Annotated in this window: 14 protein-coding genes, 1 other RNA gene and 1 pseudogene; 13 read left to right on the forward strand and 3 right to left on the reverse strand. The window is 38.0% G+C overall.

All coding sequences use genetic code 11. From position 1 onward, the window contains the following. Positions 1–104: 104 nt before the first annotated feature. The 5 genes and pseudogenes from ggt (at position 105) to recR (ending at position 5,026) form a co-directional block, all read left to right on the forward strand. Positions 105–1,925, forward strand: a complete 1,821-nt coding sequence (gene ggt / locus AABE15_RS01600; RefSeq protein ID WP_338329532.1) for a gamma-glutamyltransferase — start codon at positions 105–107, stop codon at positions 1,923–1,925. A 50-nt stretch (positions 1,926–1,975) separates the two neighbouring features. Further along, positions 1,976–2,072, forward strand: an RNA gene (gene ffs, locus AABE15_RS01605) — signal recognition particle sRNA small type. Positions 2,073–2,159: 87 nt separating this feature from the next. Further along, positions 2,160–4,018 (forward strand): annotated as a pseudogene (locus AABE15_RS01610) (DNA polymerase III subunit gamma/tau). 27 nt (positions 4,019–4,045) lie between these two features. Beyond that, positions 4,046–4,369 (forward strand): YbaB/EbfC family nucleoid-associated protein, encoded by a 324-nt coding sequence (locus tag AABE15_RS01620; RefSeq protein ID WP_338329533.1) that lies wholly within the window; start codon positions 4,046–4,048, stop codon positions 4,367–4,369. A 63-nt stretch (positions 4,370–4,432) separates the two neighbouring features. Further along, positions 4,433–5,026 carry a recombination mediator RecR gene (gene recR, locus AABE15_RS01625; RefSeq protein ID WP_338329534.1) on the forward strand — a complete coding sequence of 198 codons (594 nt, stop codon included), beginning with the start codon at positions 4,433–4,435 and terminating at the stop codon, positions 5,024–5,026. An 88-nt stretch (positions 5,027–5,114) separates the two neighbouring features. Here recR and nirD read toward each other — a convergent pair whose 3' ends face one another. Both nirD and nirB read right to left on the reverse strand, forming a co-directional pair. Further along, complete coding sequence (gene nirD, locus AABE15_RS01630) at positions 5,115–5,441, reverse strand: nitrite reductase small subunit NirD (RefSeq protein WP_338329535.1); 327 nt, start codon at positions 5,439–5,441, stop codon at positions 5,115–5,117. Continuing rightward, positions 5,438–7,975, reverse strand: coding sequence for a nitrite reductase large subunit NirB (gene nirB, locus AABE15_RS01635; RefSeq protein WP_338329536.1), 2,538 nt, complete (start codon positions 7,973–7,975; stop codon positions 5,438–5,440). Before nirB ends, nirD begins: the two co-directional genes overlap by 4 nt. 315 nt (positions 7,976–8,290) lie before the next feature. On the opposite strand from nirB, the gene AABE15_RS01640 reads away from it, so the two are divergent. Together AABE15_RS01640 and folB are read left to right on the forward strand one after the other, a co-directional pair. Then, entirely contained in the window at positions 8,291–9,097 is an 807-nt protein-coding gene (locus tag AABE15_RS01640; RefSeq protein ID WP_338329537.1) for an SDR family oxidoreductase, read from the forward strand. 11 nt (positions 9,098–9,108) lie between these two features. Continuing rightward, the gene (gene folB, locus AABE15_RS01645; RefSeq protein WP_338329538.1) at positions 9,109–9,510 is read left to right on the forward strand and encodes a dihydroneopterin aldolase; all 402 of its coding nucleotides are present in this window, start codon (positions 9,109–9,111) and stop codon (positions 9,508–9,510) included. A gap of 712 nt (positions 9,511–10,222) precedes the next feature. On the opposite strand, the gene AABE15_RS01650 is transcribed toward folB, so the two are convergent. Then, a complete protein-coding gene (locus AABE15_RS01650; protein WP_338329539.1) occupies positions 10,223–10,546 on the reverse strand; it encodes a TIGR02300 family protein in 324 nt (107 codons plus the stop codon). A gap of 152 nt (positions 10,547–10,698) precedes the next feature. Between AABE15_RS01650 and aroA the strand changes: the two genes are divergently transcribed. The 6 genes from aroA (at position 10,699) to AABE15_RS01680 (ending at position 24,535) form a co-directional block, all read left to right on the forward strand. After that, positions 10,699–12,042, forward strand: coding sequence for a 3-phosphoshikimate 1-carboxyvinyltransferase (gene aroA / locus AABE15_RS01655; RefSeq protein WP_338329540.1), 1,344 nt, complete (start codon positions 10,699–10,701; stop codon positions 12,040–12,042). Next, on the forward strand, positions 12,039–12,686 hold the full coding sequence (gene cmk / locus AABE15_RS01660; protein ID WP_338329541.1) for a (d)CMP kinase: 648 nt from the start codon (positions 12,039–12,041) through the stop codon (positions 12,684–12,686). The genes aroA and cmk overlap by 4 nt, the downstream gene beginning before the upstream one ends. 225 nt (positions 12,687–12,911) lie before the next feature. After that, the gene (rpsA, locus tag AABE15_RS01665; protein WP_338329542.1) at positions 12,912–14,645 is read left to right on the forward strand and encodes a 30S ribosomal protein S1; all 1,734 of its coding nucleotides are present in this window, start codon (positions 12,912–12,914) and stop codon (positions 14,643–14,645) included. A gap of 168 nt (positions 14,646–14,813) precedes the next feature. Next, positions 14,814–18,179 carry a glycosyltransferase gene (locus AABE15_RS01670; protein WP_338329543.1) on the forward strand — a complete coding sequence of 1,122 codons (3,366 nt, stop codon included), beginning with the start codon at positions 14,814–14,816 and terminating at the stop codon, positions 18,177–18,179. A 36-nt stretch (positions 18,180–18,215) separates the two neighbouring features. Beyond that, complete coding sequence (locus tag AABE15_RS01675; RefSeq protein ID WP_338329544.1) at positions 18,216–23,468, forward strand: glycosyltransferase; 5,253 nt, start codon at positions 18,216–18,218, stop codon at positions 23,466–23,468. A gap of 92 nt (positions 23,469–23,560) precedes the next feature. Beyond that, the gene (locus AABE15_RS01680) at positions 23,561–24,535 is read left to right on the forward strand and encodes a glycosyltransferase (RefSeq protein WP_338329546.1); all 975 of its coding nucleotides are present in this window, start codon (positions 23,561–23,563) and stop codon (positions 24,533–24,535) included. Positions 24,536–25,370 lie beyond the last annotated feature (835 nt).

Genomic DNA, 25,370 nt, shown 5'->3' on the forward strand with positions numbered 1-25,370 from the left:
CTTTCGTTCTTATACCAATTTTTATTATAAGTTATTGCGTACTTGAATAAGTAGCAGTCGAATATGCATTGAGCCAAGTAATAAAGCAAAAGGGATAAAGCTAAATGGTTTCTTGGAAAAATTTCGCCAATCAAAGGCTGATTGCTCGATTTTGCAGCGTTCTCCTCTTAAGTACTGCGGTGTCTTATGCTGCTTATGCTCAGGCTGGAAATGGTGTGGATCCACTGGCGCTCGGTGGAGTAAAGCCGACTCATGTGCCGACCCAGCCTGTAGCAAGCTCTAAAGGGATGGTGGTTTCGGCCAGCAAGCTGGCGGCTGAAGTAGGTGCCAATATATTGCGTCAAGGAGGTAACGCAGCGGATGCAGCGGTGGCGGTGGCTTATGCTATGGCGGTGACCTATCCTGCAGCCGGAAATATTGGTGGGGGTGGGTTTTTGACCATTTTTCTTCCAGGCGGGAAAAGCTATTTCGTTGATTTTCGAGAAAAAGCACCTTTGGCAGCTAAAGCGGATATGTATTTAGATGCAAAAGGTGAAGTCATCCCCAATGCATCCGTATTTGGTTGGAAAGCCGTTGGCGTTCCGGGAACGGTTGCTGGTATGGAGTTGGTCAGGGAACGGTGGGGGTCGAAACCTAGAAAAGAGTTAATTACACCCGCTATTAAATTGGCCCAAAATGGATACAAACTAACCGATGAAGATATTGCACTTTTTTCCACATCCTTAAAAGAATTAGCAAAAGATACAAATGCTGCAGAAATTTTTATGAAACCTCATCAAGTACTGTGGAAAGAGGGGGATGTTTTTCGCCAAGAAAATTTGGCAAGAACACTATCTTTAATTGCTGATGAAGGCGCAGACGTTTTTTACAAAGGACCCATAGCAAAAGAAATTGTATCCGCAAGCAATAAAAACGGTGGAATATTAACCTTAAAAGATTTTGAGTTGTATAAACCTCGTGTTTTAAATCCTTTAACGTGCACGTATCGTGGATATGTCATTAAGACTGCCCCTCCTCCCAGCGGAGGCGGTGTTGCAATTTGTGAGGTATTAAACATTCTTTCGGGATACGATATGTCTCGATTAGGAATAAATACTTTACAGTCTGTACAAAGACAAGTTGAAGCTATGAGAAGAGCTTATTCTGATCGTCGAGATCTTGGTGATCCAGCGTTTGTCAATAATCGTATCGCGTTGTTTTTGGATCCACATTACGCCGAAGAGATTCGTAAGAATCTAAATTTTGATCATGCAGTTGATTCCAATCGGTTAGTTCCCGGGCAAGTACAGCTTGCTGGTGTTAAGCAAATCAATTCTTCGGATACTCACGAAAAGAATGAAACAACGCACTTTTCAATTATTGATCAAAACGGAATGGCCGTTTCCATGACGTATACCCTAAACGGTTGGTTTGGCGCACGTTTGGTCGCGGGGAATACTGGCATTGTGATGAACGATGAAATGGATGATTTTTCTACTTCGCCTGGTAAGCCAAACATATATGGTATCGTAGGCAGTCAAGCTAATGAAATTGAGCCAGGAAAAACGCCATTATCGTCAATGTCGCCAACAATTATCTCTAAAAATAATAAACCGTACATTGTTATCGGTAGTCCTGGGGGTTCGCGGATTCCTACTATTATTTTAAACATTGTTACCAATATCATTGATTATAACCTTAATATTCAACAAGCAATTAACTCGCCCCGTTTTCACGAGCAATGGCAACCATCACCGGTACAGCTTGAATACAATGCTTTGAGTGCGGCTGTGCGTGATGGCTTGAAACGAAAAGGATATCCTCTTGATATTTATACCACGTGGGGTATTGCCGAAGGGATTCAGGTCGGTAGCGATCCTCATGGAAAGAAAATCTATTATGGCGGAAGGGATTATCGTCATGGGGGTGGAGCAGTTGGTGAATAAAATAAAAAAAAGCTTGTCATTATCCCCCTAGCATGTGATAGAAAGGATATGGAAAGTTGCAGGTGGACGAACACCTTGTGAACTTGGTCAGGTCCGGAAGGAAGCAGCCATCATAAGTATCGCTCGGGTCATTTGTAGCTTTCCATTATTGTTTTTTAAGCTGCACTTTAAAACTCTGATTTTGTAATCGGAAGTGGCACAATTTTACGTTAATTTTTCAGCATTGATTTGTTGATGGATACTTCTACGGAACAAACGGGCTTGTCTAAGCACAAGACACTCAATAGTGGTGCAGTCATTTTGCCTTCAACTTCTTCAAATAATACGCAGTCTTATACAGTTTTAGCTAGAAAATACCGACCAATTGGTTTTGATGATTTAATCGGTCAAGACGTTATGGTTAAAACATTACGGAATGCTTTTGCCTTGAATAGGGTTGCCCATGCATTCATGTTAACCGGGGTAAGGGGGGTCGGCAAAACGACATCCGCACGAATCATTGCACGAGCGTTAAATTGTATAGGGGTTGACGGAACAGGGGGGGCGACTTCTGAACCATGTGGTCAATGCCCAAATTGTAAAGCTATTTTGGCAGATAGACATCCGGATGTTCTTGAAATTGATGCCGCATCCCATACAGGGGTGGATGATGTACGAGAAATTATAGAAAATTCACGGTTTCGGCCTATCCAAGCCCGCATGAAAGTGTATATTATTGACGAAGTACATATGCTTTCTCGTAATGCGTTTAACGCTCTTCTTAAAACGTTAGAAGAACCTCCTAGCCAAGTTACTTTCATATTTGCCACCACCGAAATACGTAAAGTGCCGCTAACCGTTCTTTCGCGTTGTCAACGTTTTGACCTCAAGAGAGTTCTTCAAAAGCAATTGCAAGAGTATTTTTTACACATTGCTCAGCAAGAAAAAATACAAATATCCGATCAGGCTGCTAACTTGATTGCGCGTGCGGCAGATGGTTCAGTACGCGATGGACTTTCCATTTTAGACCAAGCCATTGCACAAAATGGTGTTGACAATGCAATTCAAAGTATTGAGGCAAAAACGGTTTCCGATCTTTTAGGCTTTACGGATCGTTCCTTCCTATTTGAATTGTTTGAAGCGATTATGTCTGGTCATAGTCAACGTGTGTTAATATTGGCTAATCAAGCTTACGAAACGGGTGTGGATTTATGTGTTTTACTTTCAGATTTATTGGAAGTTATTAATCTAGTTTCTCGAATAAAATCGTTGCCAGAATTATCGTCTAGCTCTGATTTTACCGAAGTTGAACGTGAAAAAGGATCCTTGCTGGCGGAAAGACTTTCTATTCCTGTTTTAGGACGAGCGTGGCAGATGATCCTAAAAGGAATACATGAGGTTCATAGTGCACCAAATCGTAAAATAGCCGTGGAAATGGTGCTTATTCGTTTGTGTTATGTTTCGGATTTACCAACTCCGGACCAGCTTGCCTTTCACATTCAAGAAATGAAAAGCAGCCCTACGGATAAACCAAAAGATATGATGTTCGACACCGTAAGCACGCCCAAAAGTGTAGGTTCAGAAAACGATGAAAAGGGAATAAATCACTTCAATTTAGCAACCACAGAAGAATTAAAAAAAAAAATGAATTTTTAAGTTGGAAAAGTTGGCGAGAGGTTGTCTCTTTTGTTAAAAATCAAAAAAAATACTTATTACATGCCCATTTACGCAATGATGTGCATATAGTAAAGTTTGAACCTCCACTTATTGAAATTAGAAGTGAGGTTAAAGCACCACATGTTCTGGCGAAACAGCTTGCTGCATTATTAAATGAGCATTCAGATAGGTTGTGGAAGGTTGTTTTATCCGATTCGTTAGGGGTATCAACCTTAGCAGAACAGCAGGCTTTACAAACTCAGAAAGACATGGAACGTCTTACCCGTCAGCCCTTTATTCAAGAAATATTTAAAATATTTCCAGGTGCACAGCTTGGAGAATTTGTTAATCATTATTTGGACGAATATGGTTTATATCCAGAATCTATAAAAACTGACAGTAAAGAAGATGCTTCTTTGTTAACTGAGAATGAATACGACGACAATAGTGACGAATAGATACAATTACTAAAGGAAACTTAAACGATGAAAAATTTTGCTAACCTTATGAAGCAAGCTTCTCAAATGCAAAGCAAAATGAACGATATGCAGGAAAAGCTCGCATCCATTACGGTTGAAGGCAATTCTGGGGCAGGTATGGTCAAAATGACGTTGACGGGTAAAGGGGATTTGAAATCTATTGTTATTGATCCTAAACTTATTGATGCCAATGAGATAGAAATGTTGCAAGATTTAATTGTTGCGGCTCACGCAGAGGCGAGACGACATTTGGATGAGACCACACAGGAAGAGATGCAAAAGGTAACCGGTGGAATTAAATTACCCGAAGGAATGAAATTTCCTTTTTAAATCTGTTAAACTTGCCCATTTTTTTGTCCAGTTATTTAACCGAATACAAAGGAGAATTGACACGTGGGTGGCCCCGAGATTGAGCGTTTAATTCATTTATTAAGCCGTTTACCTGGATTTGGTCCCCGTTCTGCACGAAGAGCGGCGCTTGCTTTGCTCAAACAGCCTCAGTCAAAAATGTTACCCTTGGCAACTGCTTTAACTCAGGCTGCAACTCTGGTGAAGGTATGTTCCAATTGCGGAAATCTGGATAGTTTGGATCCCTGTTCGTTGTGTTGTGATCCAAAAAGAAACGCAGAGCAAATTTGCGTAGTTGAAACCGTGGGGGATTTATGGGCGATTGAAAAAGCTAATATTTACAAAGGGCTTTATCAGGTTCTCGGGGGGGCGTTATCGCCTCTGGCTGGTCTTAGACCAGAAAATCTTAATACAAAATCACTTTTTGATAAACTCGAACGAGGCGAGGTTAAAGAAGTTATCCTTGCACTCAGTGCAACGGTGGAAGGGGTAACGACCCAACATTGGCTTTATGAACAATTGCTTCCGTGGCAAATAAAAGTTACGCGCCTTAGCCAAGGCATACCGATGGGTGGATCTTTAGAAATGCTTGACGAAGGTACGTTAACGGCTGCTTTAACTACCCGAAGACCAGCATAATTAACGAGGGGTTATACAGATAAAAGGAGATGTTTTGATAAAAAATTGCCGGCGGTTTGATACATACTGATAATTAATGGTTTAGTTTTTAGATCTGAATCTCAACTTTGTTTTGGTGAACACGGATAATGTAACTTTTAACGCTATGGGTTTGGCTTTCGAGACAATAACCATCCTTTAATCGGAAATGTTGTTTTTTCAAGGGACTAGCAACCCATAATTCATGTTGGTGTTCTACGATAAGACCTCTGGATAAAACACTTGCCTGGGCAAAAGGATCAATATTGCTGATGGCGTATAGGGTATTGTCTGCATTGGGTCTGAATATTGCGACATGATTGTCACCCACCAAGGCACAAATTCCTGTCTCGGGTAGGATATCATCAATTTTGCAAATTGAAATCCACTGGGTCATTGTGGGCTCCTATACGATTCAACGGTGTCTTTTTGTGGTGGAGCGGGTTTATGTTGTTTACGTTCAGGAATCATTTGAATGTAATTATCTGGTCGTGGACTGTTTATAAAATGTTGAAAATGTTTTTGATGTTTGGGGTGTGCAAGAACCTTTGCCCATTCGCATTGATAGGATGCTCTAAGCGCTGTCATTGCTTGTTCAAGGTGTTGATTCAGTTTTAAAGCGTCATCAATTATAACGTTCCGTATATAATGAATACCGCCTTCAAGCGAATCGATCCAGGAAGCTGTCCTTTGTAACTTATCCGCTGTTCTTATGTAAAACATAATGAGCCGATCAAGATAAAGTAGAATTGTCTCTTTATCGAGATTGCTTGCTAAAAGGACTGCATGACGTGGGGAGGTTCCACCGTTTCCGCAGACGTATAAATTCCACCCCTTTTCGGTGGCAATAAGACCAATATCTTTTGCTTGAGCTTCAGCGCACTCTCTGGTGCACCCCGAAACCCCTATTTTTAATTTATGGGGTGTCCTAATCCCTTTGTATCGATTTTCGATCTCTATGCCTAATCCTGTGCTATCCCCTACACCATACCGACACCAGGAATTGCCAACGCAAGTTTTAGCCATTCTTAAGCCTTTGGCATAAGCGTGTCCCGTCTCCATTCCGGCGTCAATAAGGCATTGCCAAATATGGGGTAAGTCTTGAAGATGAGCCCCAAAAAGAGCAATTCGTTGAGATCCAGTGATTTTTGAGTATAAATGATAGCGTTTTGCCACTTTGGCAATAGCTTCTAATTCATCGGGTGTGATTTCCCCCCCTGGAGACCGGGGTACAATAGAATAGGTGCCGTCTTTTTGAATATTTCCTAGAAATCGATCGTTGGAATCTTGCAAAGGAAGTAAATCGGGTTGTAAAACAAAATCGTTCCAGCACGAAGCAAGTAAAGAACCGATGGTTGGTTTGCAAATCTCACAGCCATAGCCGCTACCGTAGGTATGAAGTAAGTCGTGAAATGATTTAATTTTACCGACTAAAATGATGTGATAAAGTTCTTGACGTGTATAGGGAAAATGTTCGCAAATATGATTAGTAATGTCGAGGCCTTGTTTCCCTAATTCCACTTTAAGCATCTGAGTAATAAGAGGAAGGCAACCTCCACACCCTGTGCCTGCTTTTGTTGTTGCTTTGATGTCTTCTATCGTATGATTTCCCTTTTGGATTGCTTGCAGGATTTGTCCTTTGGTAACGTCCATGCATGAACAAAGTGGTGCAGATTCAGGAAGTGCATCTATACCAATAACTGGTTTTTCCCCGTTAGAGGTCGGGAGGATAAGTGCATCTGGATTTTCAGGTAGGTCAATGGCGTTCAGCATAAGTTGTAAAAGATTACCGTAATCGGTTGTATCGCCTACTAACACCGCGCCTAAGAGTTTTTTATTATCCTCGCTGACAATTAGTCGTTTGTATATTTCCTTTTGTTCATTCAAATAGAGATACGAACGTGCTTGGGGTGTTTTGCCCTTAGCATCGCCAATACTGCCCACATCCACACCGATTAATTTTAGCTTGGCGCTCATATCGGCATCGGTGAATGAATCGTCTGTCTGACCAAGAATATGACGGGCAGCGATTTTTGCCATGCGATACCCTGGCGCAACCAAACCGTAAATTGTTTCATTCCATGAGGCACATTCGCCAATGGCGTAAATATTAGGATCGTTTAACGATTGACAAAATTGATTAATCGCAATGCCACCACGCTTACCAATTTGTAGACTACATTTTTTAGCCAGGTGGTCTTGTGGACGTATACCCGTTGCAAAGATGATAAAGTCTATGTCTAAAGACGATCCATCGGTGAAGACCATCGTTTTACCGTTATTGTGGTGAAGGATTTCGGTGGTATTTTTATTGGTATGGATAAAAATACCCATAGCTTCAATTTTTTTTCGGAGCAGTTCTCCGCCAAGTGCATCAAGCTGTTCAGCCATGAGCAACGGTGCAAATTCAACAATATGGGTTTCAATATTTAAGTTTCTAAGGGCTCCTGCTGCTTCGAGACCAAGCAATCCTCCGCCAACGATTGCTCCTTTTTTGCACTTTTTGGCACAGGATGCGATTCGTTCAAGATCTTCTAGGGTACGGTATACGTAGCAATTCGTACCATCAGAACCTTTGATAGGAGGAACAGCAGGAGAAGAGCCTGTGGCAAAAATTAATTTTTCATAGGGAACGGTCTGTCCGGATTTACCATGGACGTTTTGGTTTTGCCTATCAATCCAAAGAGCAGGTTCATTTAATAGTAAGCGAATATTACGATCATGATAAAAATCTGTTGAGGCAAGTAATAAATTTTCAGCCGTATGGGTTAAAAAGTAAGAGGATAAATGTACTCGATCATAAGCAGGACGCGATTCCGCACAAAAAATAGTTATATCGTACTGATTTACGTCGATGAGGTTGCACAGTTCATCAATAAATTGATGCCCAACCATTCCATTACCTAAGACTACGAGTTGTGTTTTATGCATGGTAAATCTCTAGGGAAGATAAAATTGTTTGACACATAGCAATTCTGAAAGTTTGAAAAAAACTTATTCAAAGTAAACGTTAATTTAGTTCTAAATAATTTTTTCTCAATTAGTCTTTAGACTTAATCAATAAAAATAATTTTTATTTGCTTCTAAATAATTTAAACACGTAAAGAATACAGTGTTTGCATGATCAGCAAATTGGAGTGTTAACCAAGCTGAAACAATTATAATTTTGCTAAGAGTATGATAAATAAAATGTATAGGATTTGATCAGTAAATGGATTCTATTAAAAAAGGTACAAATAGGGGTTGATGAATAAATTTTTAAGTATAGAGGATTTTTTTTCTATACCTACAACGTTGCCTCGTTTTGCTTTTATTACGGGGGGCACTGTTCGGTTAGGTAAAGAAATTGCGTTGACCCTTGCCAAATTAGGTTTTGATATAGCCTTGCATTCAAGAACTATGACCGAGGAAGCCGATGACGTTAGGGAAGCAATTAAAAGTTTAGGTCGAAAAGTTATAATATTGACGGCTGAACTTTCAAATCTTACAGAGGTCAACTCTTTAATACAACAAGCCAACGATAGGTTAGGAACGCTTGGAGTATTGGTTAATAATGCCAGTATGTTTAATCGAGATGAATGGGATGATGTAACCTTGGAAAGTTGGAATCAGCATCTCGTTCCGAATTTATGGGTTCCTTTTCAATTTATGCAGGATTTTGCTAAACAATTACCGAGATCATCTTCAGGATGTATTATCAATATGTTGGATCAAAGGGTGTGGTCGCTAACCCCCCATTTTGTTAGTTATACCGTTTCAAAATCTGCCTTATGGACATTGACACAGACGATGGCGCTGGCATTAGCCTCTAAATCCATTCGTGTGAATGCCATAGGACCCGGCCCGACAATGGCACACAAAAGACAGACTAACGAACAGTTTCAACATCAATGTCAGTCCGTTCCCTTAGGATATGGGAGTACTGCCCCAGAAATTGCGCGCGCTATAGTTGCCCTTTTAACTTTGCCTTCGGTCACAGGTCAAATGATTGCTTTGGATGGGGGGCAACATCTCCAATGGTCATCGGAATCGAATCTCTATAAAGATGAATAGCGTTATATAAAATGAGTTTTTTCTCACATTGGAGTTATAACTATCCTTTACGGCGTATATTCATTCGTGACCTTACTCTTAATGCGCGTATTGGTGTATACGACTACGAACAACAACAGTTGCAACGGTTGCAACTCAACATTTCCGTTGGAGTAAAAGATCAAAAGAAAATTGGTAAAGATGATCTTTCAAGGACTGTTTCTTATGAAGACATTGTTAATCAGGTTACAAAGATTGTTGCCCAGACCCATTTTCATTTAGTAGAGACGCTTGCTGAAACACTCGTCGAAGCGATAATGACCGACACTCGAATTATCGTAATCAGGATACGTATTGAAAAACTTGATATTATCAGAGAAGCAAAGGGGGTGGGTGTCGAAATTGAACGTTGGAGGGATAAAAAAGAACAATAGGCAGTTTTTGCTTATAGCTTATGGATTTTTACATCCATCGAAAGCTCTGAGGGTTCGATTATCAAAAGTGCTGAATGTACGGCAATAGAGTGCTAGGTAATAGGAATGCATCAAAATTTATGCACTATAGGTAAAAGTTAATAAAATAGCCCAGCAAATGTTGTAAAACGTAAGATGAAATAAATTTTTATTAAGGTAGAAAAGTTAATAAAATTTTATGCTAAAAGGTTTGAAGAAAATAGGGGTAGGGGTAATAATTCAAACCCTTTAAAAATTCATATTTCAATTTGATATAAGAGCGATGTATTGATTGAATGAGAAAGAGACCCAATTTCCACTTGTCGTAGGTAATAAAGGGGTCATAGTTTGATGTTATTGTATAAAACTAATTGTTGCATAATTAGTTTTATATTAAGACCCTGTGCTATCATTTGAAGTTTTTATATTAACAATCTTTTAAAATCTCGAAAGCTTAACAAAAGAAATTTCTATTGTGCCCTATTAAAGATAGATTAACGTTCATTGATAAATTATCTAATAATAAACGTTTGATTGATAGGCAAAAAATTTATTAATAAACCAATGAAAAACACTTTTTGACTTCTCTGATACGGTTTTGATGAGAGATATTTTAGATATACAGAACGAGCAGAAACATGAGTTGTCTGAATTTTTACCAGAGAAATCAATATTAAATCTTGGGCGTCAAACGTTAAGAGTCGCCGTCATCGTCGACTTTGCTGACTTCAATTTCTGCACCGATAGCCTCGACGTCATCTTCAAGATCGGAAGTGTCCTCAATGACATCGTCGATGGTTTCGTCTTCTGCATCGAGGTCATCTGGATCAATCGTAGCGCTTATTTCTTTGTGTTGACCCAAGGAAGAATTTTCATCATCAAAAGGTCTTCCTCTAGGAAGCTCAATCGGTTGTTCTGTACCACATTTATAACAAACAGGTGGTGTTTTATTTAAATCATAAAAACGTGTGCCGCAGGAGCAACAAATCCGTTTAATTCCTAACTCCACTTTTACCATTGATTAATCCTGTTCCAAATAAAAAATACTGACGACCCATGCCAGTTTATATCAAGTACGTCAAACGTATTATGACATAAATTATATTTTTGCTATTAATTTTATGGTAATTAGTCAAGACATGGGTAATGTTTTTTTAAGAAAGATGCGAAATGGTCAATGCCTCGTTATTAAAACCGTTAACAGTCTCTTTTAACCCTTCTGCATTAAAAGGAGAAATTAGCGTTCCTGGGGATAAGTCCATAAGCCACCGTTCCTTAATGTTTTCTGCACTGGCTAAAGGTCGCTGTCGGGTAAGTGGGTTGCTTGAAGGCGAAGATGTATTAAGAACCACTGTTGCTATGAGAAAATTAGGCGCTAAAATTGAACGTCTCTCAGAAGGGATATGGCTTGTAGAGGGAAAAGGCATTGGAAAATTATCTGAGCCTGATGATGTTTTAGATTTAGGCAATTCTGGAACTTCCGCTCGATTGCTGAGTGGGATTTTATCCTCTCATCCGATGTTTAGTGTTCTAACGGGGGATGAAAGTTTACGAAGTAGGCCGATGTCCAGAGTAATTGTCCCTTTATCTACCAATGGATCGCAGTTTTTTAGTCGCGAAAAAGGACGTTTACCCCTTTCCATTGTTGGCTCTGTACAAACAAAGCCTATCACCTATCGATTGCCAGTTGCTTCCGCACAAGTTAAATCAGCCATTTTATTGTCAGCGCTTAATGCACATGGGGTGACGCATGTGATAGAGCCCATCCCGACCCGAGACCATACTGAAAATATGTTACGGTATTTTGGCTGTGAGGTAACAATTAAAAGTTTAGCAGAAGGCGGGAAAAGAATCGAAATTTGTGGACCTATTGAACTTGAAGCACACGATATTGTTGTGCCAGGCGATCCTTCTTCGGCGGCCTTTATCCTTGTTGCTGCCGCTATATGTAAAGGGTCAGAAGTTTATATTAGACATGTTGGGTTGAATCCATTACGAACCGGCTCTTTTAAAGTTTTACGTGCTATGGGGGCGAACCTTCGCATTCTTAATGAGCGACATGAAGGGGGTGAGATCGTTGGTGATTTGCTCATCCAAGGCAGTGATCTCCACGGTGTTGAGGTAAATGCATCGCTAGCGCCTTCAATGATTGATGAATATCCCATTTTAGCGGTCGCTGCAGCCTATGCTTCGGGCACGACGCGATTTAATGGATTAAAGGAATTACGCGTCAAAGAAAGTGATCGCTTTACCAGTATTGTGGCCATGTTAAAAGCCAATAAAGTAGAGGTGGAAACTGACGGGGACGATATGATTATTTATGGAAATGCTGGTTATGTTAAAGGTGGCGGAGTAGTTGAAACCCATATGGATCACAGATTGGCGATGAGTGCTTCTATTTTAGGGCTTATCGCTAAGGAAAAAATAACCTTGGACGATGTAAGCTTTGTTAAAACAAGTTTTCCTAATTTTTATACGCTTTTAAACCAATTGGGGGCTGGATTTGAATTATGAAGCCTCCATTAACCATAGCGATTGACGGACCTTCTGGGGTGGGTAAAGGGACATTGGCCAAAGCTCTGGCCGAGCGTCTAGCCTTGCCTTATTTAGACACGGGATTATTGTATAGAGCCATAGCCAGAAAAATGTTGGACCTTAAGTTAGATAGTAAGGATAAACGATTAATTTCAATTGCAGAGGATTTGTCTCCAGAGGACTGGAATCGTAATGATTTACGTAGTCCCGAAGTTGATTTTGCGTCTAGTCAAATTGCCACGAATCCACTGATACGAAATGCACTTTTGAATCGACAAAGAAGTTTTGCCAAAGCCAAAGGGGGGGTTTTGGATGGGCGTGATATTGGTACGGTGGTTTTACCCCAAGCGCAGGTTAAACTGTACGTAACGGCTTCACCGAATGTGAGGGCAGAACGACGGTGGTCACAAAATGCTAAGGAAGAAGATATGAGTAAAAAAGAGCAACGTCTAAAAGAGATAAAAAAAGCGTTGCTTGAAAGAGACAGAGTCGATGAAACCCGAGCGGTTGCGCCACTAAAACCTGCGGAAGATGCGTTTATTCTCAATACAGATTTTTTGACTATAGATGAGGTGGTTGCGTTATCTTTAAAGTATATTTTTCAAAAAATGAACACAACCTGATACTAACGAATAATTAAATACGTAATTGACCGATAGTGCATTGATTTATCAAATAAATTAGAATAAAATCCCTGCAATCTTTTTGAAAAAGATTTTCGTTCATTGCTCGAAAAGTCGTCTTTTCGAAGAAGTCGTATTTTGTTTATCAAAACGCGCATATTAAAGTCTGCATAGTAACAAGGTTCGATAGACCTTGAAGATTGTGACTGGAATTACAGGAAACACATGGCTGAAGCCACAACACAAACTTCTCAAGACCATTTTAATGGTGAAGATTTTGCCACCCTTTTAGATGAAGCGCTCGGTAAAGATATTGGTTTCGAAGGATCCGTCGTAACGGGAAAAATCCTTCGTATCGTTGACGATTATGCAATTGTTGATGTGGGTTTAAAAAGTGAGGGACGCGTCCTTCTTAAAGAATTTGGACTCGTATCAAGCAAGCCTGAAATTAAACCGGGCGATATGGTGGAACTTTATATTGAGCGTTACGAAGACCGTGACGGTTCAATCTTGCTGTCAAGAGAAAAAGCAAGAAGAGAAGAAGCTTGGTCGGCACTTGAAAAAGCATTTGAAAGCAATCAACGTATTAACGGTACTATTTTTGGTCGAGTTAAAGGTGGGTTTACCGTCGATTTAGGGGGTGCTATGGCATTTTTACCTGGATCGCAGGTCGATATTCGTCCTGTACGTGATATTAATCCTATGATTGGTGTTGCCCAGCCGTTTCAAATTTTAAAAATGGATCGTGCACGAGGCAATATCGTTGTGTCACGTCGTGCGGTATTAGAAGAAACCCGTGCGGAGCAACGCAGTGAATTAATACAAGGTCTTAAAGAGGGTATGATCCTTGATGGTGTTGTCAAGAATATTACCGATTATGGTGCCTTCGTCGATCTTGGGGGTGTTGATGGTTTGCTGCATGTCACAGACATTGCATGGAAGCGGGTTAACCATCCTTCCGAAGCGTTGCAAATTGGTCAACCTGTACGCGTTCAAGTGATACGTTTTAACTCGGAAACGCATCGTATTTCTTTAGGTATGAAGCAGCTCGAAGCCGATCCTTGGGAAAACGTTACGGTGAAATATCCTTCTGGTGCACGCTATTCAGGTCGTGTTACCAATATTACGGACTACGGCGCTTTTGTTGAATTGGAACCAGGCGTTGAAGGGCTTGTGCACATTTCTGAGATGTCATGGACTAAGAAAAATGTACACCCGGGTAAAATTGTTTCAACTTCTCAAGAAGTGGATGTGGTTGTATTGGATGTTGACAGCTCCAAAAGACGTATATCTCTAGGGTTAAAACAAGTTCAGCCTAATCCTTGGGAACAATTTGCTGAATCCAATAAAGTAGGTTCTGTTATTGAAGGTGAAATTCGTAATATTACTGAATTTGGGTTATTTGTAGGGTTATCGCCAGATATAGACGGTATGGTACATATGTCTGATCTGTCTTGGGACGAATCAGGTGAGGCAGCGATGGCACACTATAAAAAGGGTGATGTTGTTAAAGCAAAAGTTCTTGATGTTGATGTAGAAAAAGAAAGAATTTCTCTAGGGATTAAGCAATTAAAAGAAGATCCTGCGGCCGATTCCCTTTCCAAAGTCAATAAGGGCAATATTGTAACCTGTACGGTAACCGCTATACAGCAGAATGGTATTGAAGTCAGTGTCGATAACGTATTGACAGGGTTTATACGTCGAACTGAATTATCAAGAGATAAAGCTGAACAAAGACCAGAGCGTTTTTCTGTTGGTGAGCGTGTGGATGCCAAAGTGGTTTCTGTTGATCGTGCTGCGCGTAAATTGACTTTGACGATCAAAGGAAGAGAAGTGGAAGAAGACAAACAGGCAATCTCTGATTATGGTTCATCCGATAGTGGTGCCTCTTTGGGTGATATTTTGGGTGCTGCTATTAAAAGAAGAAATGAAAATGAGCCTGGCAACGAAGTAGATTAATTTTTACTTTGCTTTTATTTCAAAAAAAGGCATTGATAATTCAATGCCTTTTTTGATTCTGTGTCAGGATTTGTAAAATTTGGCATATTTAAACATTACACGTATGTTATTTATGATTATATGAAAAAATTTTTATTGCTCTAAATTATCCATAACCAAGAAAAAATCATGACCATTATATACAACACTAATTACATTGAAAATTTTAATTCTTATTTAACTTTAGCTGTTGCTGAGGCTGCGAAAGATCTCTGGGGCGAAGATAATGTAGTGATCGCGACGAACATGAATGTATTGTCTCTCGCTGCAAAAGCAGAGCACGAAGTGCTTTTGTGTATAGATGGTCAACGAACTGATTTTGAACTCATGAGACGGCTTAGACCGTGTTTCAAGACAATGATATTTTGGGCTTTTGAAGATCCTTTTATGTTGGATTTTAATGTCAAAGTCTCTGCAAATTTTGATCATGTTTTTACCAATGATCCCAGTTGTATAGATTCTTATCAAGTGGATGCTTCGTTTTTACCTTTGGCGGCAAGTCCTTCTATACATTTTAGATCCATTAAGCCACAGCCCTCTTTGGATTACGATATTTTTTTTGCAGGTACAATGTGGCCGAATCGTGTGGAAACCCTTAGGCATCTCATTCTCGCTTTTCCTTTCGCGAAATTTAAACTTGTTTGTCCTACGAATGAACATCTACCTCCTTTGCCCAAAGATTTAAATGAGAGGGTTATATCTCGGCCTGTAAATATTGAATCATTTATTGATTTTGCGAATGCAAGTCGCGTCACGGTTACGATGTTTCGTAATTATGCCAGTCATGGAAATGTTGGACAAGCAACGTCCCCTGGGCCAAGATTATACGAGTTGGCATTAGCAGGAACTGCGCAGGTCGTTGAGGTTCCTTCTGAAATGAATGAGCAATTTATTAATACTATTCCTGGTATTACGTCGGTTGTTAATACAGAACAATTAATTGAATCAATCGCACAGCTTCTTGATGATCCAAACATACGTAAAAAAAAGGCATTAACTTCACAAGAAAACGTTCTTAAATTTCACGATTATAAAAGTCGTTTAAAGAAAATCGAAAGCATTACACAAGCTAATTTTAAAAAAGTTAAAACTGAAACTAATGTTCTTACCCAGCAGGAAAATGAAAAAAAATTAACGGTATTATTTGTTACGCATTCAACTGTTCATGAAAACGTTTGGGGTGGAATCGAAGTTTACCAACAAATGTTAACGACATCTTTGAACAAAAAAGTTGAATTTTTTTACTGGCTTCGTAGAAGGGGGGCTTGTACATTAACGAATGCAAACGGCAAAGAAATAGAACGTTTTGATATGCCCGATGTGGGTTGGTTGGATTCAATGAACGATCTTTCCGAAGAAAGTGTCTTTTCGTCCGTTATTGCCCAGTATGGATTTGACATTGTTCATTTTCAACACCTAGGTCATCATACACTCTCTTTACCGATTATTGCAAAAGCTTGCGGTGTTGGCGTAATATTTTCGTTTCATGATTATATGCTTATTTGTTCGCATTATAACCTTTTGAATTACGAACAGCGGTTTTGTCATATTGATAAATACGATATTGGGGCTTGCAATGTATGCCTCAGGATTGCAGAGAAATTAGAACCTGGTGTGCAACAGACACGCAGAGCTTTTATTGCTAAGGTTATAAAACATATTGATGTGGGTTTATTTGGTACAGAATATTCCAGTGCAATAGCAAAACAACTGTATCCAATTTTAGAAACAAAACAAAATTATATATTAGGAATACCCACTCCCGATTCAGCTTTACCCATAACGATGAAAGAATATAAACCTTTAAAAGGGAGAAAATTAAAAATCGCTACGGTGGGTAATTTTATACGATCAAAGGGCGCCGATACGATTTACCAGATTATACAATCGGCTAATCCGAATTTATTTGAATTTCACATCTTTGGATATATGCAGCCAGATTATGAAAATGCGTTTAAGGAAATCAAAAAAGATAATGTAATTATTCATGGTTCTTATAGTTTAGGGGAAGTAGAAGCCTTAAAAGTCGCGGACGTTGCATTGATATTGTCTATTTGGCCTGAAACCTATTGTATTTCGTTATCAGAGGCTTGGCAAAATGGGTTGATACCGATAGTAACCGACGTTGGCGGGTTAGGCGATCGCGTTGATGATGGTGTAAATGGCTTTAAAGTCGAAATAGGTTCCGTGAATACCGTTATTGATCGCTTGGAACTTATTCGTGCTGATGAGCGATTACGGTCGTTGATCATGAGTAATATTGGGCCGAAACTTTGGATTGAAGCAGTTGATTATGCCCAACAATTGTATGATGTCTACGTTAAGATAGCTCCAAAGAAAAAATTTGGATGGTCTGATCTGAAATGGGATGTTGGCCGTTTGGGATTTATTCCTCATGCTTCTTGGAAAGAACAAGCCCCGCCAAGACATATATTGGATGCATCCAATGAAAGCAGATTATCCATTGAGTTGCCTGTTCCTGTTGATAATTGGTCGGCAATACAAGGTGCAAATTATTATATAGACGATATATGTTACCACGTATTAAATGCTAAAAATGAGGTGAAGTTTCTTCCTAAAGATGAATTTCATATTCGAGGTTGGTTTACGTTTGAATCATTCTCTAATGCAGGGACATTGCTTGTTGCATTAATTGCCCAAGATAGTGATCTTATTATTTTTTTAGACTGCCAAAGAGAAAATAGAGAAGATGTTGCTTCTTCTTTTACAAATGCGCCGATTAGAAATGGATTTTCAGGTCAAACTGCATTACGTGGCAAATGGTGTGAAGGAACTTTTCGTATAGGTTTGGTTAATATCGTTAATGGATCGGCTGCATTTCAGTTGACACAGTATGAAATCAAAGTTGCTGAAGGGAAGATTATAAAAGTTTATAATACGTTTCACTCAAATCAAACGATTCTTGATGATTTTAATCGCTTAACCCGAAAAGATGGTTTAATTCGTTCGATAAAATTAAATAATCTTTTCGATAAAAATATTCATGATCAATATTATGGAGAATTAGAATATTGTATTGAAAAATTGTCTGGGTTTATATCGGGTAACGAGACACCTAGTGAAGAAGTTGCCGAAACCAAAAGCATTATTAATATCTCGGGTTGGGCCTACAATCGGAATAACCATCTAGCGGGTCATATGTATGTTGCTTTCGTCAGAGAGGATATGAACGATTGTTTTTTTGCAGCGACGTATCGTTATGTGCGTAAGCAAACAGAAGAAATCTTTAAAAATGCACCTTTAAATAATGGTTTTGAAGTCTCATTAGATTTGAATAAGGGCCTATATAAAAAAATCAAGGGTAACTATTACCTTGTGCTCGTTAATATTATTCGAAAAGAATATAAAATTGTTGGTGTGAATATTGTGTTTAATATTCAAGACAATTTAGTAAAGGAAATTAACGATTGCAATTTGACAGCGGAACTTTTTTTACAAATAGAACAAATGGTTGAGAAAAAACTTAAGCATTAAATTGGTTCCCCTAAAATATTCAATGTGTGGTTAAGTATGTCAGAAAAAAATAAAAATAAAGAAGCAATATGGAGCCAATTTGATGAGCAATGGTATCAAAAATTTTATCCTGAAATTGTAAGTCTTGTAAATGTTATTTATGGGGGAAGTTTTTATTTATTTTACAAGGAAAGGGGATGCAAACTCGGGCATTCACCGAATATATTTTTTGATGAGGAATGGTACCTCAGAACCTATCCAGAAATTGCTGACGCTGTTCGACAAAATAAATTTTCAAGTGGGTTTGATCATTATCGCTCTCAGGGATACGAAACCTATTCCCCACATTGGCTTTTTTCAGAACAAAATTATAGAAAAAAATATAGTTATCGAGTGGACGAGATAGAGCTTTATGTCAACGCTTACGATCATTATTTACAAAAGGGGGTATACGCATTTTTTTCGGAAAATTTTTTTTTCAATCCGATCCTTTATCTTTCACAGCAAAATGACCCTTTAGCAAGGTGCAAAGAAAATTATTTTGCATATTGTCTTTCGTCGTTGCCTGAAGCCAATCGTTTTACTCGACTGTCTTGGTTTTTTGACGAAGAATGGTATTTGGATACTTATCCTGAAGTCAAGATATTGATTGCAACTAAAAAAGTTCGATCTGGGCTTCATCATTATTTGTTTAATGAAACGCCACTGCTCTTTTCTCCCAACAAATTCTTTTCCGAAGAATTTTACATGTCTGAATACCCAGACGTTGCCTCATACATACAAGGAAGCAAAGAATTAAGAAACGGTTACGCGCATTATTTATCGTATGGCCTGCAAGAAGGGAGATTACCTCACAAAGGTTTTGACCTTCAACAATTATCTCAGGGGAGCAATCCCAAAAATCCGCATCATGATGGATTATATGCAAATGATTTTGAATATTGGTTGGCGAGACAATATAGTGAGTTAGCAGAAAACTATGAACAAAGTTATGAGAAATTGTTCAAAGTTGTAGAAGTAGTTCAAGAACATAACGTTGCCTCTTCCATACCATCAAAAAAAAATACGGGTGCATTAACGCCTTGGGTTGATCAGAATGTAGAAAAAAAACCAAAGCAATCCAACAATGCTGTTATGTGTGCATTGGAAAATGAGACGAATACCATTGAAAGCTTAGATTCGTCTAACGTAAATAATGATTCTGATATCAGTTCTACTATCACAATAAGTGAGCCGAGTACTGAGCCAGAGTCCAATACTAAAGCTATGAACCTTCTTGTAGGTAATGAGTCGGTTGCGGTGAACGATAGTCCATCTGCACTGTTTACAAGCAGAACAAATCTCTCATGGAAATATTTTGATGAAGAGTGGTATATAAATCGTTATCAAGATGTGACGTCACAGATGAAGGCTTTGGAACTTGATAGTGTAGAAGAATATTACCGAAGTATCGGAAGTTACAAAGGACATTCTCCAAACCCTTTTTTTGATGAAGAATGGTATTTGCAAACGTATCCTGAAGTTAAATGTTTAGTCGATAATCGCAGTATTCGTTCAGGGTTTGAGCATTATTGTCAAAAGGGGTATCAAACGTTTTCTCCCCATTGGTTATTTTCTGAGGCACTTTACAAACGTCAAAATCCCGCTCTTGATGACCCTGGTTTACAACAAATGGGTTTTTTAAATGGTTATGATCATTATTTAAAAGTGGGGGACGCTATCGGATTAAATGGAAGTTTTTATTTTGATTCTGATTATTTTACTCGTCACTATTACACCCCGATACGCCCAGGTTTTGGGCCTTATGCCTATTATTTGAAATTCTTATTGGGTGAGAAAAATGAGTTGCAAGGTTTGTCATGGTATTTTGACCCGCAATGGTATTTGAAACAATATCCTCAAGTTGAAAATTTTATTGAACAAAAAAAGTTTATTAATCCCGTTCACCATTATTTAACCAATGACACTCCAAAAAAATATTCCCCTTTATACTGGTTTGATGAGGAATTTTATCTTGCAAAATATTTTGATGAAAATTCTTTACCTGCAATGTCTAAAATCTATCGAACTGGTTATAACCATTTTCTGTCGGAAGGTATTTTAAAATTACATAAACCCAAAGATAATGTTGACCTTAAATCCTATTCTGAACGTCCAGAGGTCAGAGAGAGCATTCAAAAAGGGCTTTGTCCTAATGTGTTTTTACATTGGTTGTCTAACCATGCGGATACAAATGAAAAGTTCACTGAGGCTGAAGAACTAAAAAACACAACGAATGAAGAAAAAATAACGAATAAAGAGAATAATACCGCCTCGTCTTCATTCATAAGTCCACAGGTCATGAATGCCCTCTGGTTTGCGTTCGACGAAGAATGGTATCAGCGTAAATATCCTACTGTGCTAACAGAAATGAAAGCGCGTTCATGTAAGAGTTTACAGGAGTATTACGAAAATGTGGGGTGTCTACAGGGATGTTCTCCGAATGCTTTTTTTGATGAAGCTTGGTATTTAAGGCGTTATCCTTCAGTACAAAACATGATCGAAAAAGGCAAATTTAAAACGGGTTTTGAACACTATTGTCGGATAGGTTTTAAAATAAATGATCCCCATTGGCTTTTTTCCAGTAGCCATTATTTGCGATTTAATTCACAGATTATTTGGGAAGTGGATAATTCGACTCAGTTTGCAAATGTGTATGATTACTTTCTCAAAATAGATGATCAAAATCGTAAAACAGGATCACTTTATTTTGATCCTGTGGTCTATGAGCAATCGTGTTTTACCAAAGGAGAAAAAATTGACAACAATTGTCCTTTTCAAAGCTATTTACAAAATCAGCTGATTTGCAATAAGCAAACTGATATTTCTTTGTATTTTGATACGGAATGGTATTTAGAACATTATCCAGAAGTAAAGCAGCAAATTGAAGGAAATGATTTTTCTTGTGCTCTTGAGCATTATTTGAGCAATATTACCCCTATTCAATATAATCCATCCCAATGGTTCTCAGAAGAATTTTATCTCGAACGTTATGCAGACGTTAAAAATTGTATTGTTGAAGGCGGGAGTGGAGTATTCCGTAATGGTTATCACCATTTTCTTAAACACGGTGTGTTTGAATTACGCCAACCAAGTAATGAATTGGATTTGAAAGCCTATTACGATAAAAGTAATTTAAAAGATAAACTTTATTCGAATAAATTTCGTGATGCCTATGCGTATTGGGTTTATACAAATAGAGTAAATGAATGGCTTGAACGACATAGACAACATGCTCATTATCATCCGAGCGATGAAATTCAGCTAGCCCGTGCACATTTTAGAAAAAAAACTCAAAACAGTTTGATACAAAATTTGCGTCATAAAATCAATTTTGCTTATGAAGGCGAGCCTGAAATTAGTGTGGTTATGGTCGCGCATAACCAACTTACCTTGACGTTATTCGCATTGCACTCCCTACGTTCTAATTTTACTGGTAAGATACAGTTGCTTTTAGGAGACAATCATTCCATAGATGGTACACAACATTGTGAGGCGTTTCTTGTTGGTGCTGAGGTTGTGCATTTTCCGTATAATTACGGTTTTGGAAGGGCCTGTAATGAATTAATTTCTAACGTAAAAGCTCCCATAACTGTTTTTTTAAATAATGATATTCGACTTTATCCCGATGCATTACCCATTTTGTGCAATCATCTTGTTTCAGACCCTTCTATTGGTGCCGTAGGTGGTAAGATTATTCATACCGATGGATTGCTTCAGGAAGCAGGTTCATTGATTTGGCGCGATGGTTCTACGTTAGGCTATTTGAGGGGTAAGGATCCTAATGTGCCTGAAGCCAATTTTATTCGAGAAGTGGATTATTGTTCAGCAGCTATGCTTGCTATAAAGACACCATTGCTAACACAGTTAAAAGGATTTTCCCCTAATTATTTTCCAGCATATTTCGAAGATGTAGATTTATGCGTGAGGATCATTAAAGCTGGTTACAAAATTATTTATCATCCTGATGCTATGGTTGAGCATTTAGAGTATGCATCCAGCAACCCCATAGTATCGGATGGACTAACCCTACGACATCGTCATCAATTTATTAAAGATCACATTGAATTTTTAAAGTACCAATATCCGTACCACGCTGATAATATATCTTTTGCTCGGCAACGTTTAGGCAAAACTAAAAAAATATTATTTATTGAAGATCGAATTCCTATTGGGAGGTTAGGGTCAGGTTTTGTACGTTCTTACGATATTATCTTAAAAATGGTAGAGTTGGGATATTTTGTAACAATATTTCCTATTAATTTTCATTCAAATTCTCTTGAATTTTATCAAAATTATCCAGCGACAATAGAAATTTTGTATGACCGCACGATTGAAGACATGGGTGCATTTTTTCATGAGCGTGCTGGTTTTTACGATGTAATATGGATTGGTCGAACGCATAATTTAGCTCGAATGTTCCCTATGATTGAAAAAGCAAACCGATTTTTGCCTCTGAATAGGATTATCCTCGATACCGAGGCCGTTGCTGCCCCACGTACGCATCAGCGTGCAGAAGTATTAAAAATTGATTTGGATGAAAGTTTTGATAAAACCTTAGAAATTGAATTGACTTATGCGCGTTATTGCCAAACGATTATTGCGGTAAACCCTCTCGATGCCCATTACATAGAAAAGCTTGGGTTTAATGATGTTCAAGTGTTGGGACATTGCATGGAGACGAGATGTCCTTCTAAATCTTGGCAAGAACGACAAAATATTCTCTTTGTTGGAGCCTTGCACGATGAATTATCGCCAAATTTTGATAGTTTAACTTGGTTTATTAAAGAAGTTTTCCCTCTATTAATGGATCACTTCAAAGGCGATATTGAATTAACGGTTGCCGGATATGTGCATCCTTCTGTCAATTTGTTAAAGTTGGCGCTATACCCACAAATTAAATTTTTAGGGTCAATTGAAAATTTAGAACCTCTTTTTAATACGCATAAAGTATTTGTCGCGCCAACTCGTTTTGCTGGTGGTATACCTTATAAAGTCCAAGAAGCGGCTTCTTACGGATTGCCTATTGTGGCCAGTGAGATTCTTGTTCAACAATTAGAGTGGAAGGATGAAGATGATATTCTTTCTGCACCAATTTCCACCCCGGATTTTTTTGCTTCTCAAATTGTGAAACTTTATCAAGACGAAACCTTATGGAACAAAATTCAACACAATGCATTATTGCGCATAAAAAATGATTGCAACACACTTCAATTTCGTGAAAAATTACGAACGATTTTAAATAATGTTATTTCATCTGATGTATTGTAGGTAAAATTATGGTGCTGAAAACCAAAAATAAAGTTAAATCGAACGGATCGACAAACAAAGATACCGGCTTGGATGTTCAACCTATTTCAAAAATGAAAGGGTCGGTTATTGTTTGCAGTGGAGGACGTTATGAATCGCAAGCAAATTCCCAAATATCCAGTGCAATAATATCCGGCTGGGAAAGTTGGTTTGGTGAAGGCAATGTAATTTCTATCTCTACCGTAGAAGCCGCTGCAGCCATTAAATACATAAAACCTAAAATTGTATTTTCAATTGGTTCTTATTTGCCAGAAAGTACTTATTTTGGTGAAGTGTGTCAGGTGGCAAAAAAAGAAGGAGCGGTGAGCGTTTTTTGGGCGACGGAGGATCCGTATGAACTTGATGCGAACTATCGGGTAACGGATGATTTTGATGTTATATTTACCTGTGACAAATGGGCTGCTCATTTTTACGATCATCCTCATGTTTCCTTTTTGCCCTTAGCAGCTTGTGAAAAACAACATTATAAGCCTATTGACGAAGCTATTACGAAAACCATTGACGTTCTGTTTTGCGGCGTCGCCTTTGGTTGTAGAAAAGACGTTATGAGGAACATACGACCTTCACTAGCGAATTTAAATATTAAAATTATTGGCCCAGGATGGGGTGAATTTGGCATTGGGTTTTCAGACGCAAGAATTGAAAAAGACCAACTCATTGAACTCTATCAACGATCAAAAATTGTGCTTAATTTAGGACGTAGTTTACATTTTGAAAATAAATTTTTCAAAGTCATTCCTTCAAATCCTGGACCGCGAACGTTTGAGGCAGCCGCAGCAGGCGCGATGCAGTTTTATCATGAGGAGAATTATGCTATACACGACTATTATAATCGAGAAGAAATGGCTGTCTTTTCCACAAATTACGATTTTTCTTCTTTATTACAAAGATATTTGAACGATCCTTCATTAATAATTTCGACGGCAAAAAAAGCGCAGCAAAGGACTTTGCGCGATCATACCTATACTAAACGAATTGAAACCGTTATTCGAAGCTTAAAAGAAAAAGGCTACCTAGCTGAACAATAGATAAATTTGATATTATTTAAGTGTTTTTTATTATTTTTTTCATATTAAAAGATACCTCGTTTTAAGGCTTCTTATTTTGTTTTTGAGAGTGTATAGAAAAAGCATATAGTATTTAAAATTGTTTTTAGTTTCCATAGGCCAAGCATTTTTTAAATGTTGAAGAACTTAATAATTTTATCTTCTCGAATAATGAAGTTGAAAATTGTGGGATAGCTTCTATCTGGAAAAATATAAATTTGTTTAGTCGTTAAAAATTCATTTTTATAAACAAATTTGAATTATGTGGAATATTGGGTGTCTATTAACAGGTAAATACGTAAGTTACAATTTTACTGTAAGTTAAATTAAGAAATGGTTGATTGCCGTATGCCTACGTAAAATTTATACATATTTTATTAATATCTGTGCTTTTACACCAAGCAATATACGGTAAATACAATGTATTTTAGTATACTATGTATGCACGTTTAGACAGCGCTTAATATAAAAATTATCTATTAATGTTTTTTAGGAAAGTTTAAGATATGATTTTCAGTGTTGCGTATGAAACAAAAGAAAATTATAGAGCACGGCGTTGATCAAACCTATGTGTAGTATAAACATTTAACTTAAGTTTTATTATCAAAACGCAGGGAAAAATTTATTTGAATAATTAAATATATTTCAATTTTTTACAAAAAAAAATTATGGAAGAACAACGTGGATGGTAAAAAACGCTTACGTAGCGTTCAAAAGCAGTAACATGAGAAACTAGCCAAGCAGATGTTGGAAATTTGTTATAATTTAAAAGTAAACGTTACATTCATTTAAAAAAAATCTTTGAAATAATTTATAG

The organism is Commensalibacter sp. Nvir (genome assembly GCF_963921845.1).
In the GTDB taxonomy this organism is placed as follows: domain Bacteria; phylum Pseudomonadota; class Alphaproteobacteria; order Acetobacterales; family Acetobacteraceae; genus Commensalibacter.

Excerpts from the sequence above, each read along its gene's own strand:
- ggt (WP_338329532.1), top strand. The coding sequence starts at position 105 with ATGGTTTCTTGGAAAAATTTCGCCAATCAAAGGCTGATTGCTCGATTT.
- AABE15_RS01620 (WP_338329533.1), top strand. The coding sequence starts at position 4,046 with ATGAAAAATTTTGCTAACCTTATGAAGCAAGCTTCTCAAATGCAAAGC.
- nirD (WP_338329535.1), bottom strand. The coding sequence starts at position 5,441 with ATGACCCAGTGGATTTCAATTTGCAAAATTGATGATATCCTACCCGAG.
- nirB (WP_338329536.1), bottom strand. The coding sequence starts at position 7,975 with ATGCATAAAACACAACTCGTAGTCTTAGGTAATGGAATGGTTGGGCAT.
- AABE15_RS01640 (WP_338329537.1), top strand. The coding sequence starts at position 8,291 with ATGAATAAATTTTTAAGTATAGAGGATTTTTTTTCTATACCTACAACG.
- folB (WP_338329538.1), top strand. The coding sequence starts at position 9,109 with ATGAGTTTTTTCTCACATTGGAGTTATAACTATCCTTTACGGCGTATA.
- AABE15_RS01650 (WP_338329539.1), bottom strand. The coding sequence starts at position 10,546 with ATGGTAAAAGTGGAGTTAGGAATTAAACGGATTTGTTGCTCCTGCGGC.
- aroA (WP_338329540.1), top strand. The coding sequence starts at position 10,699 with ATGGTCAATGCCTCGTTATTAAAACCGTTAACAGTCTCTTTTAACCCT.
- cmk (WP_338329541.1), top strand. The coding sequence starts at position 12,039 with ATGAAGCCTCCATTAACCATAGCGATTGACGGACCTTCTGGGGTGGGT.
- rpsA (WP_338329542.1), top strand. The coding sequence starts at position 12,912 with ATGGCTGAAGCCACAACACAAACTTCTCAAGACCATTTTAATGGTGAA.
- AABE15_RS01670 (WP_338329543.1), top strand. The coding sequence starts at position 14,814 with ATGACCATTATATACAACACTAATTACATTGAAAATTTTAATTCTTAT.
- AABE15_RS01675 (WP_338329544.1), top strand. The coding sequence starts at position 18,216 with ATGTCAGAAAAAAATAAAAATAAAGAAGCAATATGGAGCCAATTTGAT.
- AABE15_RS01680 (WP_338329546.1), top strand. The coding sequence starts at position 23,561 with ATGAAAGGGTCGGTTATTGTTTGCAGTGGAGGACGTTATGAATCGCAA.